The 16,139-nt window shown below is 65.2% G+C and carries 8 protein-coding genes; 4 read left to right on the forward strand and 4 right to left on the reverse strand.

Going from position 1 to position 16,139, the window contains the following annotated elements; genetic code table 11:
- Positions 1-10: 10 nt before the first annotated feature.
- The gene (locus tag A7V84_RS02080; RefSeq protein WP_063492236.1) at positions 11-8,290 is read right to left on the reverse strand and encodes a two-partner secretion domain-containing protein; all 8,280 of its coding nucleotides are present in this window, start codon (positions 8,288-8,290) and stop codon (positions 11-13) included.
- 270 nt (positions 8,291-8,560) lie between these two features.
- Between A7V84_RS02080 and A7V84_RS02085 the strand changes: the two genes are divergently transcribed.
- Positions 8,561-9,502 (forward strand): DMT family transporter, encoded by a 942-nt coding sequence (locus A7V84_RS02085; protein ID WP_025516390.1) that lies wholly within the window; start codon positions 8,561-8,563, stop codon positions 9,500-9,502.
- A gap of 3 nt (positions 9,503-9,505) precedes the next feature.
- Here the strand turns inward: A7V84_RS02085 and A7V84_RS02090 are convergent, their stop codons facing one another.
- On the reverse strand, positions 9,506-10,186 hold the full coding sequence (locus A7V84_RS02090) for an ABC transporter ATP-binding protein (RefSeq protein ID WP_033534672.1): 681 nt from the start codon (positions 10,184-10,186) through the stop codon (positions 9,506-9,508).
- On the opposite strand from A7V84_RS02090, the gene A7V84_RS02095 reads away from it, so the two are divergent.
- Complete coding sequence (locus tag A7V84_RS02095; protein WP_051348275.1) at positions 10,185-10,835, forward strand: arylesterase; 651 nt, start codon at positions 10,185-10,187, stop codon at positions 10,833-10,835. The genes A7V84_RS02090 and A7V84_RS02095 overlap by 2 nt on opposite strands.
- Here A7V84_RS02095 and A7V84_RS02100 read toward each other — a convergent pair.
- Positions 10,817-12,772, reverse strand: a complete 1,956-nt coding sequence (locus A7V84_RS02100; RefSeq protein WP_025516395.1) for a SurA N-terminal domain-containing protein — start codon at positions 12,770-12,772, stop codon at positions 10,817-10,819. The genes A7V84_RS02095 and A7V84_RS02100 overlap by 19 nt on opposite strands.
- A gap of 290 nt (positions 12,773-13,062) precedes the next feature.
- On the opposite strand from A7V84_RS02100, the gene ugpQ reads away from it, so the two are divergent.
- Entirely contained in the window at positions 13,063-13,809 is a 747-nt protein-coding gene (ugpQ, locus tag A7V84_RS02105) for a glycerophosphodiester phosphodiesterase (protein WP_025516397.1), read from the forward strand.
- A 9-nt stretch (positions 13,810-13,818) separates the two neighbouring features.
- Positions 13,819-14,694, forward strand: coding sequence for a 23S rRNA (adenine(2030)-N(6))-methyltransferase RlmJ (locus A7V84_RS02110; protein ID WP_025516398.1), 876 nt, complete (start codon positions 13,819-13,821; stop codon positions 14,692-14,694).
- Positions 14,695-14,699: 5 nt separating this feature from the next.
- On the opposite strand, the gene A7V84_RS02115 is transcribed toward A7V84_RS02110, so the two are convergent.
- Positions 14,700-16,109: a dihydrolipoyl dehydrogenase gene (locus A7V84_RS02115; RefSeq protein ID WP_063492235.1), complete on the reverse strand. Its 1,410-nt coding sequence runs from the start codon at positions 16,107-16,109 to the stop codon at positions 14,700-14,702.
- Positions 16,110-16,139: the final 30 nt, after the last annotated feature.

Consider the following 16,139-nt stretch of genomic DNA (forward strand, 5'->3'; position numbering starts at 1 on the left):
GGTCGTCGGCTTACTCCGTGCGATAGGTCAGGCGGTAGTTCTTGCCACCGACGTCCTCGACATGGATCTTGAAGCGCTGCAGGGGCCCTTGAGGCGGCTTGCTCTTGACCACCAGGTTGTTCAGGTTCATCACCTGATCGCGCTTGGTGATCGTGAAGGTCTTGGGACCGTCCGGCGTCTCGAACGTCAGCGTCACAGGCTCTTTCAGCTTGCCCCGCACGTCCTGCATCTGATTGATCTTCGCCACCTGGCTCTGCGCCACCTTCACCTGCTTCTGCACCTCATAGCGACCACCCAGCGCTTTGGGCTTGGGTTTAGGCGTGGGCTTTGGCTTGGGCTTGGGCTCGGGCTTTGGCTCGGGCTTTGGCTTGGGCTTCGGCTTTGGCTCGGGCTTGGGCTTGGGCTTGGGCTTGGGCTTGGGCCGGACATCGTGCTTGACCTCTTCCTTGATGGGGGGGTAAATGACCTCATCGACGTCGACGAATACTGGCGGATCCGGCCGCTTGTAGTCGTCCCACTTCGGGCGTGGGGGGTCATCCACGGTACGACTTCCCGGAGGAGGCGGCGGCGGAGGCGGCTGATCATCATCAACACTGTCTCGACGCGAAGGCGGCGGGCCATCGACGCTGTCCCGTCGCGAGACCGGCGGTTCAACGTCCTCCACGACCTTTTTCTTGCGCTTGAAGGACCCGACCGCAAGCGAGACTTCCGACTCGCCCCCGGCATAGAGGCTTTCCACCGTTTTCTTGGTCAACTGCTTGCCGTCCGTGTTCAGCGGACCGCTGATGCCCTGGCCGGCTTTGACACGGGCGGGGTCGCCCACGTCGATGGTGGCCTTGTTGATGACTTCGCGATGATCGCGTTTGTCACGCGCATACTGACCATTCAGCATGATCATGCCGGTGGTGGTGTTCAGGCCGATCGACAGCCCGCCCTTGCCGCCATCGATGTCGGTGACATCCTTGACTTCTTCGGCGCGGATCTTGCCACCCGCCTTGATGCTGCTCTGCCCACCCTGGGCCAGCAGGTGGGCGCCCTTCAGGTTGATGTCGTCCTTGGCCTTGACGTCCAGCGCGCCGCCGCTGGTGATGCCGGACTGCTGCTTCACCGCTTTCTCGCGCTGATGGTGATGCTCGACCGTGAACCCGGCCGTGGGCGCCACGGCGACCTTGGTCTTGGTATTGAAGCTGAGCGAGGCGCCCGCCGACCAGGACCCGCCATTCTTCTCCACGTTGGTCTCGTCCTGCAGGCTCTCGACGTTCAGGCTGCCGCCGCTGGCGATCTTGGTGGCACCCGTGGTGTTGATGGTGGCGCCACGCAAGGTGGTGTCGCCACCGGATTTGATGTTGACCCGACCGGCATCGATGCTGGCGTTCTGATACGTGGTGCTGTTTTCGTTGGTGACGCTGTGATTGCCCGACAGCGTTGCCGAGAACCCCACCCCGGCGGTGGCCATGACGGCATTGGCGCCGGCATTCGCGTTGGCCGCCACCGTAACGGTATGGTCTTGCGCAAAGCTCTTGGTGGTGCTCTTGGCGGCTTCGAGCGTCACCGCGCCCTTGGCAGTCAGACCGACCTCCTGGCCGCCCGCGAACTGGGCGCCCTTGAGATTGATGTCGCCCTTGGTGGCAACGAGATCGATGTTGCCGCCGAATTTCTGGGTATTCTCGCGGGTCGAAGTGCTGCTCTTATTGCCCCACGAGCCGGACAGCGAATTGGTCACCCCGGCCGCGATCGTGTCGCCGAAGATCAGCTGTGTGGCTTCGGTCGCCGCCATGCCGATGGCCAGCAATGGATCCACCTGCCGGCCGGGCTCGTCCACGGCCTGTCCGATCATGTCGCCAAAGCGCGAGATCGTCGTCAGCAGGGACGAATTGACATAGGCCTCGGGCGAGCTCGTGAAACTGCTGTAGCTCGTCTCGTTGTTGATGACATCCACGGCCTTGGTCGTCTTGATGTCGCTGGCCGAGATGCTCAGCTTGTCGGCGTTGCCCTTGGCCTCGAAACGATCGCTGTTGATGTCGGCGCCGCCCAGATCGGCGGTACCGGCCACCTTGATGCTGCCCGACCCCACATTGAGCTGCCCGTTGCTGTGAACCTTGCCGCTGAGCGTCGCTTCCTCCGAGCGGACGTTGATACCATAGCCGGCAAACGCGCCCGCCTTGGTGCCACGACTGGTGCTGGCGGTAATGCCCTGCTCGGTGCCGGCCTTGGCCTCGGCCTGGAAACCGGCAGCGCCGGCGCTGGCTGACGCGAAGAGTTCGCGCGTGTCGTTCTTAGTCTGCGCCCAGAGGTCGGCAGAAGCCGCTTTCAGCGTCAGGTCGCCACCGACCTGAATATCGCTCTGGTCGGCCTGGATGGCGCCGCCCGTGATGCTGAGATCGCCGCTGGTCTTAAGTTTCAGCTTACCCGCCGCCAGCGAGCTGCCACGCTCGCTGGCGCTGGCGCTCTGTTCGGTGGTAATGCTTTGCGACAATGCAGCGAAGGCTTCGCCCAGGCCGTGACGGACATTGAAAGAGTAGGTCGACTCGACCTCCCTTGCCGTGCCCAGATTGACGTTGGTCGCGGCGATATCGAGAGTCTTGCCCGCTGACAGGCTGGCTCCCTGGGTGGCCAGGCGCTCGGCCTTGACGATCGCCTGATCGGCGGCCACCACCTGCGGGGAATCCTCCCGCAAGGTAAGCGCGCCCTTGTCGTCATAGCCCAGGCTGCCCAGCACCTCAAGGTTGCGCTCGGCGGTCAGATTGACGTCCTTGCCTTTCACGCGGCCGCCGGCCAGGAAGATATCCTTGCCCTTCAGGACGGCTTCGTCCTCGGCCATGACCCCGCCGCGCACCCCGCCGGTACTGGCGAAGGTTAGGTTGCCCTTGCCCGCGTCCACCGTGACGGTCTTGCCCTGCACACCGGCATTGACCAGGTTGACATCCGCGCCGCCGGTCTTGATCGTGACCGCGCCGCCCGAGGCCACTACCGCCCCGCCCTGCTTGCGCGAAGCATCGGCAGCCCTGCGCGAACGATCGGCCAGATACACCCTCGGCATCATCGTGCGATGGCCGTTGACATTCTGCAACTCGTACCAGACGATGTCTTTCTGCAAGCCCTCGCGCTGCGCCTTGGTCAGCGGCGTACCGACGGTCAGGCCAAGACGCTTGGATTCCTCCCCGCCGTTGTCCATCAGCACCTTGACTCCTTGCGCGCCGCTGTTCCCCATCCTGCCCTGCGCCCCGCCCAGCAGGCGCTCATACATCTCGCGCACGAGCATGGAATCGAAGTAGTTGTCGCCGCTGACATACAGCCCTTTCCGCGGCTCGTACTTCATCAGTTTGAAGAAGTACTCCGAGCCGTAGTAGTCTTTCTGGTTGACATACTTCAGGCGGGTTTCGTAGATCGGCTTGGGCACCTCCGGCTTCTGCTCGGCGGCAGCCTCGAGAAGGAGGTCGCGCTTGACGCGGCGCGCCTTGGGTGTCTGCCCGGCCTGGGATGCAACCTCTTGCTTGCCTTCGGCGCCCACGCGCGCAAACAGGAAACGATTGCCCAGCAAGCTGCGCAGGGCCGGATCGATCGCGCCCACGCCATTGCCCAGCGCAAAGCTCGCATCCAGGGTGCCGTCGATGATGGGCACCTCCGCCTGCCCGATCTGGGCCACCTGGGGACGCTGCCCCTCCAGACGGGCGCGCTGGGCGTCCTGGCTGCTGTTGGATCCCATGGAAACCGAGCCGCCGCTCAGGTCGACCCCCTTGCGGCCAGCCATCACGGTCTGGCTTGCCGGGTAGAAGTCCAGCGTGGCGCCACGCGTGCCGGCCTTGAATTCGCGCCAGCGCTGGGCCATTTCATTCGGCTTCAGCCCGCGCCAATCCGCACCCAGCACATTGGCCATGACGTGATTGAGCAGCGGCGCCTGCGACATGTTGGCCGCAGCCAACACCGGCCCGAGGCTGTCCGTCAGGTTATATCGATACCACCACAGGTTACGCTCGCGCTTGGCATCGCCCAGGATGAATTCCAGCATGTTGTAGAGCGAACCATGCTTGACCAGATCGCCATGGGCAATGGCGCCCTTGTCCTGGAGCCAGGTTTCATAGGTGCCGGTGTTCATCTTCAGGTAGTCCATCAGCCCCAAGGGACGGAATAGCGACTCGTTGGAGATGTTGCCCTTGGCCTTGAGCGTGCCGTCGGCCAGCATGATGCCCTGATTACGGACTGTAGGCGTGGCCGCGCCCGGCTTCGATTTCTGATTGATCTCGATATCGCCGCCGGCGCGCATCACGCCTTGCTTGACGCTCAGGTCGGCCTCGGGTTTGCGCACATCGAAGCCGAAAATCTCGGTATGACGCCAGCGGCCGACGGTCCAGTAGCCCAGCGAATTGGAGGTCGTGACCTTTTCTTTGGCTGACTCGCTGACCCAGACCTTGCCCGACAGGGTGGAGAGATTCTCGATGGTGGGCGCATCGATGATGAGATTCTGCTTGGCCTCGATGCGGCCGCTGTGATTCCTGACCCCGTTCTTGGCTACCAGCTCGATATTGCCGGCCTGGGTCAGCATCCAGGCGTCGGCCTGATTGCTGATGTCCGTGGCATCGATGTCTATGCCCGTGCCCGACCACATCAGGGCGCCCGCCTCGTTGTTCACCTTGCCCTTGATCTTGAGGCTGAGCTGCTTGGGCGTGGCGATCACCGAGTCGTTGTTCAGATCGCTGTCGGTGATGTTGAGCACGATCTTGCCGGGATTCTGCAAGTCGCTCTTGACGCGCAGCGAGGGCGTGTTGATGGTCAACAAATTATTGGCCAGCGGCGCCTGGCGCGCCTGGTCCAGCGTCAGGCCCTCGGGATTGATGATGTTCAGGGTCAGGTCATTGCCAGCGCTGAAGATGCCGGTATTGGCGTAATCGCGGGTGGTGGCCTTGATATCGTGGGTCGCCTGGATCTTGCCGGCGTTGCGCAGAGCCTCGGTGGTATCGAACGTGCCATCCGTGACCGCCACCCGGCCGGTGGCCTGGTTGTCCAGCACCCGCGCCTTGAGGGTAAGGCTCTTGCCCATGACCTCGCCCTCGTTGCGCACCTCGCCGTCATTGCTGTTCAGCGTGACCGCCTTGGTGGCCTTCAGCATGGCGTTGCTGCCGATATTGCTGATGTTCTTGCCCGTCAGGCTGAGATCGCTTGCCTGCACCTTGCCCTTGTTGACGATATCATCCTGGGCGGTGACCTCGGCCTTGCCCGAAATGCCCATCGTGCCTTCGTTGCTCAGGCTCTTGGCGGCGATCGTGAGCATCGTGCCCTTGATGTCGCTACCCGTCCCGAGTTGCGCTGCATCCTGGAGGGTCAGCTTGATGTTGCCATTGACTGCGATCTTGCCGTTGGCCTCGAGATCGCGGGCCTGCACGTCGAGGCTTCCGTTCCGGCCGCGGCCACCGCCGGCGCCGCCTGTGGCGCCGCCGCGATTCTTGGTAATGTCGATGTCACCGGCCAATTTGACCTTTTCGTCGGCGACGATTTTGGCGACGCCGCCAAACAGCGTCAGCTTGCCCAGGTTGGAAACCGCCTTGCCGCTGGCCATATAGGACTGGCCATTGATGACGCTGCTCTCGCTGTTCGTGATCACCGGCCGCGAGCCCGCACCCGCGCCACCTGACGCTACGATGCCGCCCATGCTGACCGCGCCCACTGAAGACACCTCGCCGTCGTTGTCGATGGAGCCATCGGAACTCAAGGACACCGAAGTGCTTCGCGTGCCCGACTCGGTGCCCGACTCTGCGCCCTCCTCGACCAGAGCGGCGATCACGCCAGTATTGCTCAGGTTTTTCCTGGCCTGCACACTGGTCACGCCATAGGAGCGCATGGCGAGCTGATTGGAGACCTCGTTGGCCTTAATCTCGAGCATGTCCCTGGCATTGACCAGGCCCTGGTTATCCAGCTTACCGCTCAGCTCGAGCTTGGTCTTGCCCTGCTTAGAGGCGATCATGCCGCCGTTATTGCTGACGTCCTTGCCCTTGATGACGACATCACCCTTATTGGCGCGCAGGCCGGAATCAGAGGCGATGACAGCCCCCTCGATGACCGATTCCTTGCCGTCCTCGCCGATCTTGTACACCACAGGCCGGTGCTTGACCTTGCGTACGACCGCACCGTCCTGCTTATCATCACCCAGCAAGCCATAGAGGTCGCCCTGCAACAGCAAGGTGTCCTTGATCTGAACATCGACGGCGGGCTGGCCGGCGCTCAGGTCTTCGCCCGTCGCCTCCAGCAGCGCCTTGGAAATAATGGCGTTGTTGCCCTGCAGGACGATCTGCTTGGCCGAAATATCCTTGTTGATGAAGATCAGGTCTCCGTTGCCCCCTGCGTTCAGGGCCAGCTTGCCGCCCACCGTCGAGCCCCCCTCCGTCGGCTTGTCGACACCCAGCCAGATGTCGCCGGTCCGGGTAGACAAATTGACGTCACCGCCGACCGCCAGGGTTTCGATGGAGGCAGCACCGCTGGTCCACATATTCACAGAGCCGGAGCTGCTGACGCGCCCCATCAGCAGGCGCGATCCGCCGCTGACGTCCATGCCGCCCGCGCCGGTGTCAGCGCTGCCCAGCCTTACGTCGCCCCCGGACGCGGGGGCCGGTTCGGCAATGGCTTCGGCACTGCGGCGCGAGCGACGGCGCGGCGCCGGCGCTGGCGGCGTTTCCCCGGCCTTGAGCACGGCCCCATCAGCGCGCAGATTGTTGATGGCAATTCCCTTGCCAGCCAGGGCCGTCAGCTTCTCTGCGATGGCCAGGTCGCCCAGCAGCAGATCCTCGCCTGCGGCCACTTTGAGGCTGCGCCCTGCCGTCAGGCTCGCCTGGTCCAGCTTGATACTGCCGCGCCCGGCCTGCAGCAGCACTTCCGTGCCGCTCGCAGCCGGCTTGGCAGAGGTGGCCGGAGGGCTTGCCGCGGCGCCCGCCGCGGACTCTGCGGGCCCCAGTTGCAGATAACCGATGTTCAGGTCCGTACCAGCGCGCAAGCGCGCGGTGCCGTCATCGGCCTGCAGTTCCTTGATCTCGATGCGCTGAGCGCCATCGATATCGACGCCGCCATCGGCCTGCAGCAGCCCGGCCCAGACGTCGCCGCCCGCCTTGGCCTGCAGGCCATGGCTGGTCGCCGCCGCGCCCACGGTGAGATTCTTGCCGGCGGTCAGTGCAAGATTGCGGCCGTTGGCGGTCGCCAGGGACAGGTCGCGCCCCGCCTCCGCATCGATCTGCCCGGTAGCCAGGACCAGCCGGCCGTCGACGCTTTCGCCGGCGCGCAGCACGACGTCGCCCGCGCGGGCCGTGCCCAGGGTGATGTTGCCCGCAGCATCAATGAAAAGGTTTTCAGGCGCGGACAAGCTTCCGGGCAAGCGTACGCCCATACCCGAATCGGTGGCCACCAGCATGACGGAGGAACCGTACATCGAGCCGGCCGCCGCACCATCGATGGCATAGCCGGAGGCCGCTTCGGCGCTGCCCGCCCCGGCATCATCCGACAAGCGCTTGCCGGTCGCCGCGTCGAAACGACCCGTGCCGGCCACCGCCAGCAACGCGGCACCCTTGCCTTCGCCGGTGTGCGCCACCGGGCCATCAACACGGATCAGCTTGGCGATCATGTCGAAGGTTTTCAGGCCGTCGGTATTGACGCCGCCCGCGCCCACCGTGATCCGCCCGCCCTCGACCTGAAAGCCCATCTTGCCATCATTGAGCCAGGGACGCCCGGAGGTGAGCGTCAGGCCGGTGGCGTTATAGGTGCTCAGGCCGTCGGCAGTGATTCCATTGGGGTTGGCGATGAAAAGATGGCTCGGGCCGCCGAAGACCTCCAGGGTGCCCTGCAGCCGGCTGCTCTGGGTGCCGGTGACCTCGGCCAGAATGCCGGTTGCCATTTTGTCGCCCAACCGCGGGTTCTTGCTTACCTGACCGGCAATGTGCGAACGACCATCCACCAGACTGTTGTTGAACACGGCGCCCGGATTGCTGGTGTCGAACTGCTTGAATTTGTTGTGCGACAGGCCCTGGGCATTCGGGGCGTTGATGTTGATCAGGGGCACGCCCGAGGCCGACTTGCTGACGTCCGGACCTTCGCGCCCGTCCGTTACGATCTGGGCGAAGGCCGGCGCGATGGCGGCCAGCCCGAAGGCCCCGAGCATGGCGCGCGACAGGCCGGCAAGACGGAACAGCGAGGCCATGCCGTGGCGTGCGCGACGACCGGACTTCTTGCGGCCGACGGCGTTGACTTCTGCGATGGGCACATACATGCCACGCACTTTGTTGAATACCAGGCGGTAAAGGTTAGTGTTCAAGGCGAGCCACCTTCTTGTCGAGGATGGGCACGAGAATCCGGCTTGAATCGGGATTCCGTGAATTGGATTTAGGGCTGCTGAGAGTATGAATTTCGACCCGGGATGGCCGCAGCCAGCGGGAACGTGTTCACTCGTAGGCGTCTTCCTATTCGTAATCCATCGCCCATGCCTCGCGGTTTCCGAGCGCTGGCGCCTTGAATTCGTCCGACGGGCGTATGATGTCCGCCGACGCGCCCCCACGAGGCGCGCATCCCTATCGAGGAGACAGCCATGCAGCGGGCATATCGCAATCCGGCGCCGGGCGTTGCCCCGGCCCTTGCCGCCGGAAAGCCTTTGCTGGGCATTCTGCTGCTGATCCTGTCCGTCACCACCCTGTCCTGCCTGGACGGCAGCGGCAAATGGGTCATGAGCGCCGGTGTGCCGCTGCTGATCCTCTGCTGGGTCCGCTATGTGGTTCACATAGCCCTGGTGCTGGGGCTGGTGCTACCCGCGCGTGGCCGCCGCGTACTGCGAGCCCGCCTTCCGCGCGATCAACTGCTGCGCGGCGCGGCCATGCTCTGCGCCACCCTGATGTTCTTCAATACGTTGCGCTATCTGCACCAGGCCGAAGCCACGGCGATCAACTTCCTGGCCCCCATGCTGGTGTTGCTGGTGGCGCCCTGGCTGCTGCGCGAACCGCCACGCCTGTCGCGCTGGATCGCCTGCGCGGTGGCTTTCGCGGGGGTGCTGATCGTGATCCGGCCGGGCGGCGGCCTGGATCCGGTGGGCGTGCTGTCGGGTTTGGGCACGGCGGTCTGTTTTGCCGCCCAATTCGTCCTGACGCGCCGGGTCGCCGCCGATGACCCGTATACCTCGTTGATCTGGAGCGGTTCGGTAGGCGCGGCCTGCCTGACGCTGGCGCTGCCCTTCACGCTGCCTGCAGCGCTGCCGGTGCTGGCCGAGCTGAACGGGACTACCTGGGCATTGCTGCTGTCGACCGGTGTCTCAGGCGCCATGGGCCACCTGTTGCAGATACAGGCCTACCGCCATGCGCCGGCCTCCACCCTCGCGCCCTTCGTGTACCTGCAGATCGTGAGCGCCACGGCGGTCGGCTGGTTGTTCTGGGGGCACTTCCCGGATGCATTGACCTGGCTGGGCATCGCCATCATCTGTGGCAGCGGCATGGTGACCGGGATGCTGGAATGGCGCCGGGCACGCCGGGCGCGACCCTGAGCCTCAGGCCTGCAGCCGACCGCCTGCCAGCACGAGCTGGCGATCGCAGCGTGCAGCCAGCCCGCGGTCATGGGTCACCAGCACCAGGGTGACCCCCTGCTCGCGCTGCATATCGAACATCAGTTCGATGATGGTCTGGCCGGTCGCGGCATCCAGACTGCCGGTCGGCTCATCGGCCAGCAGCAAGGCCGGCTGCACCACAAAGGCACGCGCCAGCGACACCCGCTGCTGCTCGCCTCCCGACAAGGTTCGCGGATAGTGATTCAGGCGCTCGCCCAGACCCACCCGCTGCAGCATCTGACGTGCCGCCTGGCTGGTCTGGGCGGCCGGCTGGCCTGCCAGTTCCAGGGGCAGCATTACATTTTCAAGCGCCGTCAGATTGGGCAGCAACTGGAACGACTGGAACACAAAACCGAGCTGCCGGGCGCGCAGCCGCGCGCGACCGTCCTCATCCAGCGCGAAGATATCCTGACCGGCCAGCCGCACGGTGCCGCTTGAGGGAACGTCAAGCCCGGCCAGCAGTCCGAGTAAAGTGGATTTGCCGGATCCGGAACTGCCGGTGATCGCCACGGCCTCGCCATGGCCAACCGTAAAATCCAGTGTATCGAGTATCGTGAGCTCGCCGGCCGCGTCCGCGACGCGCTTGCCCAGACCAACGACTTCTATTGCCTTGTTGCTATCCATGCACCCGATTTTCCGTTTTGTATCCGTATTGATGGTGTCGGCCGCCACGCTGCCCGCCGCCCACTCACAGACCGACCCCGCGCCGGCCGTGCTTCTGGTGGTGGGCGACAGCCTGTCGGCCGAGTATGGTCTCAAACGCGGCAGCGGCTGGGTGGCCCTGCTGACGCAGCGGCTTTCCGAACAATACCCGAATTATCAGGTCGTCAATGCCAGCATCAGCGGCGACACCACCAGCGGGGGAAAAAGCCGCCTGCCCTCCCTGTTGACGCGACACCAGCCTCAGATCGTTTTGCTTGAGCTGGGTTCCAACGATGCGCTGCGCGGGCTGTCTCTGGCCATGACGCAGCAGAATCTCGAATCCATGACGCGCCAGATCAAGGCTGCCGGGGCACGTCCCTTGCTGGTCGGCATGCAGATACCGCCCAACTATGGACGCCAATACAGCGAACGTTTCGCCCAGGTGTTCAAAGATGTGGCGGACAAGGAAAACGCCCGGCTGGCGCCATTCCTTCTGGATGGAATGGCAACAGACCGGGCGCAATTTCAAGCTGATGGGATCCACCCCAACGAGGCGGCCCAGCCGGCCCTGCTCGACAATGTCTGGCCGAGCCTGGAGCCGCTGCTGAAAGATCAGCCTTCGGCTGGCTGATCCCCCTGCACCACCGCTGCGGCGGGCGGCATCACCTTGACCTTGTACAGATCGCGCAGCAGGTTCAGCACGGCCTGATCTTCGGCCTCGCCCCAGGCGCCTGCCAGCTGGCGGGCCAGGTTCCTGGCGTCATCGGGCTGGGACTGGCCGGCTTCGACACCGTCCAGACGCACCAGAATGAAATCGGCACCCGCCGCCACGCCGGTGTAGCCCGGCAGCTTGGCCGGATCCATGCGCATCACGGCGTCCAGCACGCTACGCGGCAGATCCGAAGGCTGCTCGCGCCAGATGGTCTGCACCGGGCCGAAGCCTTCGGTGCCGCCATCGGCCTGCAGCGTCTTCAGGGCGGCTTCGCCGGCCTCGTGCGCAGCCTGGGCGGCGCGCTCGTCGAGCAAGCGGGCCTCGATAACCGACTTGACCTTGTCCAGGGGCGGCACATGGGCCGGCTGGACGTCGGCCACGCGCAGCGCCAGCATGGTATCGGGCGTGAGTTCGATCACCCCGGTGTTCTGCTTTTCGCGCAGGACTTCATTGGCAAACAGCGCCTGGCGCACGCGCGGATTGTCCAGCAAGGCCGAATCGGCGCTCCCGGAGGCGGCCGGGCCTTCGGTTTGCGAGGCCGGCAGCAGGCCGCTGCGCGTCACGCCGCTGGCGTGGCGCAGCTTCAGGCCGAGCGCGTCGGCGGCAGGCTGCAGGCTGTCGCGGTGGTCATAGACGGCGCCCTGCAGCTTGGTGGCCATTTCGGCGAAGCGCGCCGAAGCCAGCTGCTTGCGGATTTCGCTGGTGATCTGGTCCTTGACTTCGGCCAGCGGCTTGGTGACGGCCGGCTTGATATCGGTGACCTTCAGGATGTGCAGGCCGAAGGGGCTCTCGACCACGCCGGACACGCCATCCTTGGGCAGCTCGGCGATGGCCTTGGCCACGCTGGGCGGCACCGAGCCGCCCGCGATCCAGCCCAGGTCCCCGCCCTGCGCGGCCGAGCCGGCATCCTGCGACGACTTGCGGGCCAGATCGGCGAAGGCCGCCGGGTTGGCCGCCGCTTCGGCGGCCAGCGACTCGGCACGCTCGCGCGCGGCCGTGCGCTGCTCTTGCGAGGCGCCTGGCGGGAGCTCGATCAGGATGTGGCTGGCGCGACGCTGCTCGGGCGTACCGAAGCGGTGCTTGTTCTGCTCGTAGTAGCTGGCGATGTCTTCATCCTTGACCTGCACGCCCTGCGTGGCGGCCGCCTCGTCCAGCACCAGGTAGTCCACCTGCACCTGCTCGGGTACGCGCAGACTGTCCTTGTTGGCGTCGTACCAGGTTTGCAGATCCTGCGGCGTGATGGTGATCTTGGCGCGATAGTCGGCGGCATCGAAGCGGCGCAGCTGGATGCTGCGCTTCTGGGTGAGTGCCGCCTGGATGTCTTCGACCACGACCTGCGGCACGCTTGCCGACAGGCCGATGGGCTCGAGCACACGGGCCACGGCCAGATCCCGGCGCAGGCCGTTCTCGAAGGAGGTGGGCGACAGGCCCTGGGCAGCCAGCACCTGGCGGTAGCGCTCTGGCGAGAAGCGGCCATCTTCCTGGACTTGCGGGATGGCGGCAATGGTATCGCGCAGCGTGGTATCGGAAACCGAGAAGCGGTTGTCCTGGGCGACCATGGCCAGCAGGCGCTGATCGATCAGTTGGTCCAGCAGTTGCTGGCGCATGGCCGGCGTGTCCAGCACGGCCGGATCGAACTGCGACCCCAGGCGCTGGCGGAACTGTTCCAGCTGATTGCGGTGGGCCATATCAAATTCGGACTGCTTGATGCCCTGATCGGAAATGACCGCCAGCTCGACCTCACTGTCAATGAAGCTGGAGTAGCTTTGCATACCCACCAGCACAAATGACGGCACGATCAGAAGCAGCAGGATGAACTGCATCCAACGCCTATGGGTGCGAATTAATTCGAACATGTATTTCCTGTTGCCAGATTGGCGCGGCGCGGGCCTAGCCAAACACGAAAAAAGGGCGAAATCGGATCGCCCCTGTCGTTGCTGTGTACGACCCCGCGCGCCAACGCTTCTAAATGAAGACAAAAACGCTTGGTCAGCCGCCGGAGTTTACCACCTCCTCAAGCGCTGCCCAGCCCCTTTACGCAAGCCCGCAGACCGCTTTGGCGAGCCGCTTAGGCGGTATGCTTGCAGGTGTTTCGCAGCACGCTGCCCGTCCGCGGACGTCTCCTTTCCCATCTGACCGAGGCCCCATCATGTCCTGCCTGCCGGCTTGGCCCTATTCTCCCTATATCGCCCACCGCAATGGCGGCCACCTGGCGCCGGAAAACACCCTGGCAGCCATGCGGGTGGGCGCGGCTCACGGGTTTACGATGTTCGAGTTCGACGTCAAACTCAGCCGCGACGGCATCGCCTTTCTGCTGCACGATGACACGCTCGATCGCTGCACCGATGGCCACGGCCCGGCCGGGGCGCTCGACTTCGGCCAGATCGCGCAGCTGGACGCCGGCAGTTGGCATTCGGCCGGGTTCGCGGGCGAACCGCCACCCAGCTTTGCCGCCATTGCGCGCTTTGCACGCGCCAACGACCTGGCCTGCAACGTCGAGATCAAGCCCTGCCCTGGGCAGGAAGCCGAGACCGGCGCGGCGGTCGCGCAACTGTGCGCCCATTTCTGGCAAGATGCGGCCGTGCCGCCGCTGCTGTCATCCTTCCAGGAAAGCGCCCTGGCCGAGGCGCGTCGCGTCGCACCGCATATGCCGCGCGCCCTGCTGGTCGACGCCATCCCCGCCGACTGGGCGCAGCGCCTGGCCGCGCTGGAGGCGGTGGCGCTGAACATCAATCACCGCGACGCCAGCGCCGAACGCGTGCAGGCCATCCACGCCGCCGGCTACCGCGTCGCGGCCTGGACCATCAACGAACCGGGCCGCGCGCGCGAGTTGCTGGCGTTGGGGGTCGACGCCATTTTTACCGACAATCTGGCCGAAATCCGGCCTGCCTAGAGGAACCTCGTGTTCAGTTATCGCCACGCTTTTCACGCCGGCAACCACGCCGACGTGCTGAAACACGCCATCCTGCTCCACACGCTGGAGTACTTCAATCGCAAGGATGCCCCGTACTGGGTCGTCGACACCCACGCCGGCGCCGGGCTCTACGCCCTGGATGGCGATTGGGCCAACAAGAATGCCGAGTTCGCCGATGGCATCGGCCGTCTGTGGGAGCGCCAGGACCTGCCGCCGATCCTGGCCGACTACGTGCAACGCGTGCGCCAGGACAACCCGGACGGCCGCCTGCGTCACTATGCCGGCTCGCCCTGGCTGACGCTCGATGCCCTGCGCGACCGGGATCGCCTGCGCCTGTTCGAAATGCACCCGACCGAATCGGGCGTGCTGGCGAAGAACCTGGAGCAAACCAGCCGCCAGCATCTGCGCCAGACCACCATCTACGCCACCGACGGCTTCGAAGGCATGAAGGCGCTGCTGCCCCCGCCCACACGACGCGGCCTGGTGCTGATTGATCCTTCGTATGAAGACAAGCAGGATTACCGCCGCACGCTGACGGCGGTCAAGGAAGGGATCAAACGCTTCGCCACCGGCACCTACGCCGTGTGGTATCCATTGGTGCAGCGGCGCGAAGCCGCCGACATGGCGCGCCAGATGGAGCGCCTGCCGGTCAAGAGCTGGCTGCACGCTACGCTGAGCGTCAGACGCCCCTCCACGGACGGCTTCGGCCTGCATGGCAGCGGCATGTTTCTCGTCAATCCGCCCTGGACGCTGGAAGCGGCCCTCAAGGAGGCCATGCCCTATCTGGCACGCGAGCTGGCGCAGGACGACCGCGCCAGCTACACCCTGCAGTACGTGGAGAACCCCGCGGCAGGCAAGGCCTGAACGCCTCAGGCGGCCTGGCGTTGCGTCGCCTTGATCCGGGCCTGGGCATCGCGCAAGGCGGTGCGCAGGCCCTCTTCGATGACGGGATGGTAGAACGGCATGTCGAGCATGCGCGCAACAGTCAGTTCCTGCTGGACGGCCCAGGCCAGCAGGTGGCCGATATGCTCCGCCGCCGGCCCGACCATCTCGGCGCCCAGGAAACGCCCGCTGCCCGACTCGGCATAGACGCGCAGCAAGCCCTGGTTCTTCAGCATCACGCGGGACCGTCCCTGGTTGCCGAAATCCACCTGCCCGATCACGAACCGCCCGGCCGGCAAGCTCCGGTAAGGCGTGCCGACCAGCGCTATCTGAGGATCGCAGAACACCACGCCCAGCGCTGCGCGCCGCAAGCCGGCCTTGACAACCGGAAAACTCGCAGCGTTCTCGCCCGCGATGCGGCCTTCGTCGGCGGCCTCGTGCAGCAAGGGCGCGTCGGCGTTGGCGTCTCCGGCAATGAAAATCGCGGACTTGCCGGCCTGCATGGTATGGCGATCAAAGCGCGGTACGCCACGCTCGTCCAGCGCCAGGGAAGTGTTCTCCAGCCCCAGGCCATCGACATTGGGCCGACGCCCGGTGGCGACCAGCGCATAGTCGAAGCGTTCGGTGCGCTCGGTATTGTCCAGCGCGATGTAACGCAGTTCGACCTCGTCGCCGACCCGTTTTGTCTCCAGCACGCGGGCATCGGGGTCCAGATAGAACTCGCCCTGGAAAATACGGCGTGCCGCCTGGCGCACCTCCGGGTCACTGATGCCGCCCAGGCTGCCGCTCACACCGAATACCCTGACGTCCACGCCAAGGCGCGCCAATGCCTGCCCGAGTTCAAGCCCGATCACGCCAGGACCGAACACGGCCACGCGGCGGGGCAGCGTATCCCAGGAAAACACATCGTCGTTGACCACGAGGCGATCGCCCAGAGCCTTGAACGGCCCGGGGATGGCCGGGCGCGAACCGGTCGCGATCACCACGCGCTCGGCATGCACTTCGGTATGGTCATCGATCCGCAACACCGTGTCGCTGACAAAACGCGCGTAGCCGTGCAGCTTGTCTTCGGCCGGCAGGTTCTCGACGCTTTCCAGCACGAATCCCACGAAACGATCCCGCTCACGCTTGACCCGCTGCATCACCGCGGCACCATCGACGGTGACACCGCCCGGCACCTGCACGCCAAAGGGCTCGGTATGGCGCGCGGCATGCGCCGCCTCGGCAGCGGCGATCAACAGTTTGGAAGGCATGCAGCCCACCCGGGCGCAGGTCGTCCCATAGGGGCCGCCTTCGATCAGAAGGGCCCGTTTTCCGGCGTTTCGGGCCGCGCGGTAGGCGGCCAGACCGGCCGTGCCGGCGCCGATGACCGCGATGTCGGTATGCAGGGTTTTCATGGGGATACTCCAGGCAACAGACGCAAATGC

Origin of the sequence: Bordetella trematum (genome assembly GCF_900078335.1) — a bacterium.
GTDB lineage: Bacteria > Pseudomonadota > Gammaproteobacteria > Burkholderiales > Burkholderiaceae_B > Bordetella > Bordetella trematum.

What these genes read in the sequence shown, in the direction of transcription:
- A7V84_RS02115 (WP_063492235.1), bottom strand. Translation starts at nt 16,109, where the DNA reads ATGAAAACCCTGCATACCGACATCGCGGTCATCGGCGCCGGCACGGCC.
- A7V84_RS02090 (WP_033534672.1), bottom strand. Translation starts at nt 10,186, where the DNA reads ATGGATAGCAACAAGGCAATAGAAGTCGTTGGTCTGGGCAAGCGCGTC.
- A7V84_RS02100 (WP_025516395.1), bottom strand. Translation starts at nt 12,772, where the DNA reads ATGTTCGAATTAATTCGCACCCATAGGCGTTGGATGCAGTTCATCCTG.
- A7V84_RS02085 (WP_025516390.1), top strand. Translation starts at nt 8,561, where the DNA reads ATGCAGCGGGCATATCGCAATCCGGCGCCGGGCGTTGCCCCGGCCCTT.
- A7V84_RS02095 (WP_051348275.1), top strand. Translation starts at nt 10,185, where the DNA reads ATGCACCCGATTTTCCGTTTTGTATCCGTATTGATGGTGTCGGCCGCC.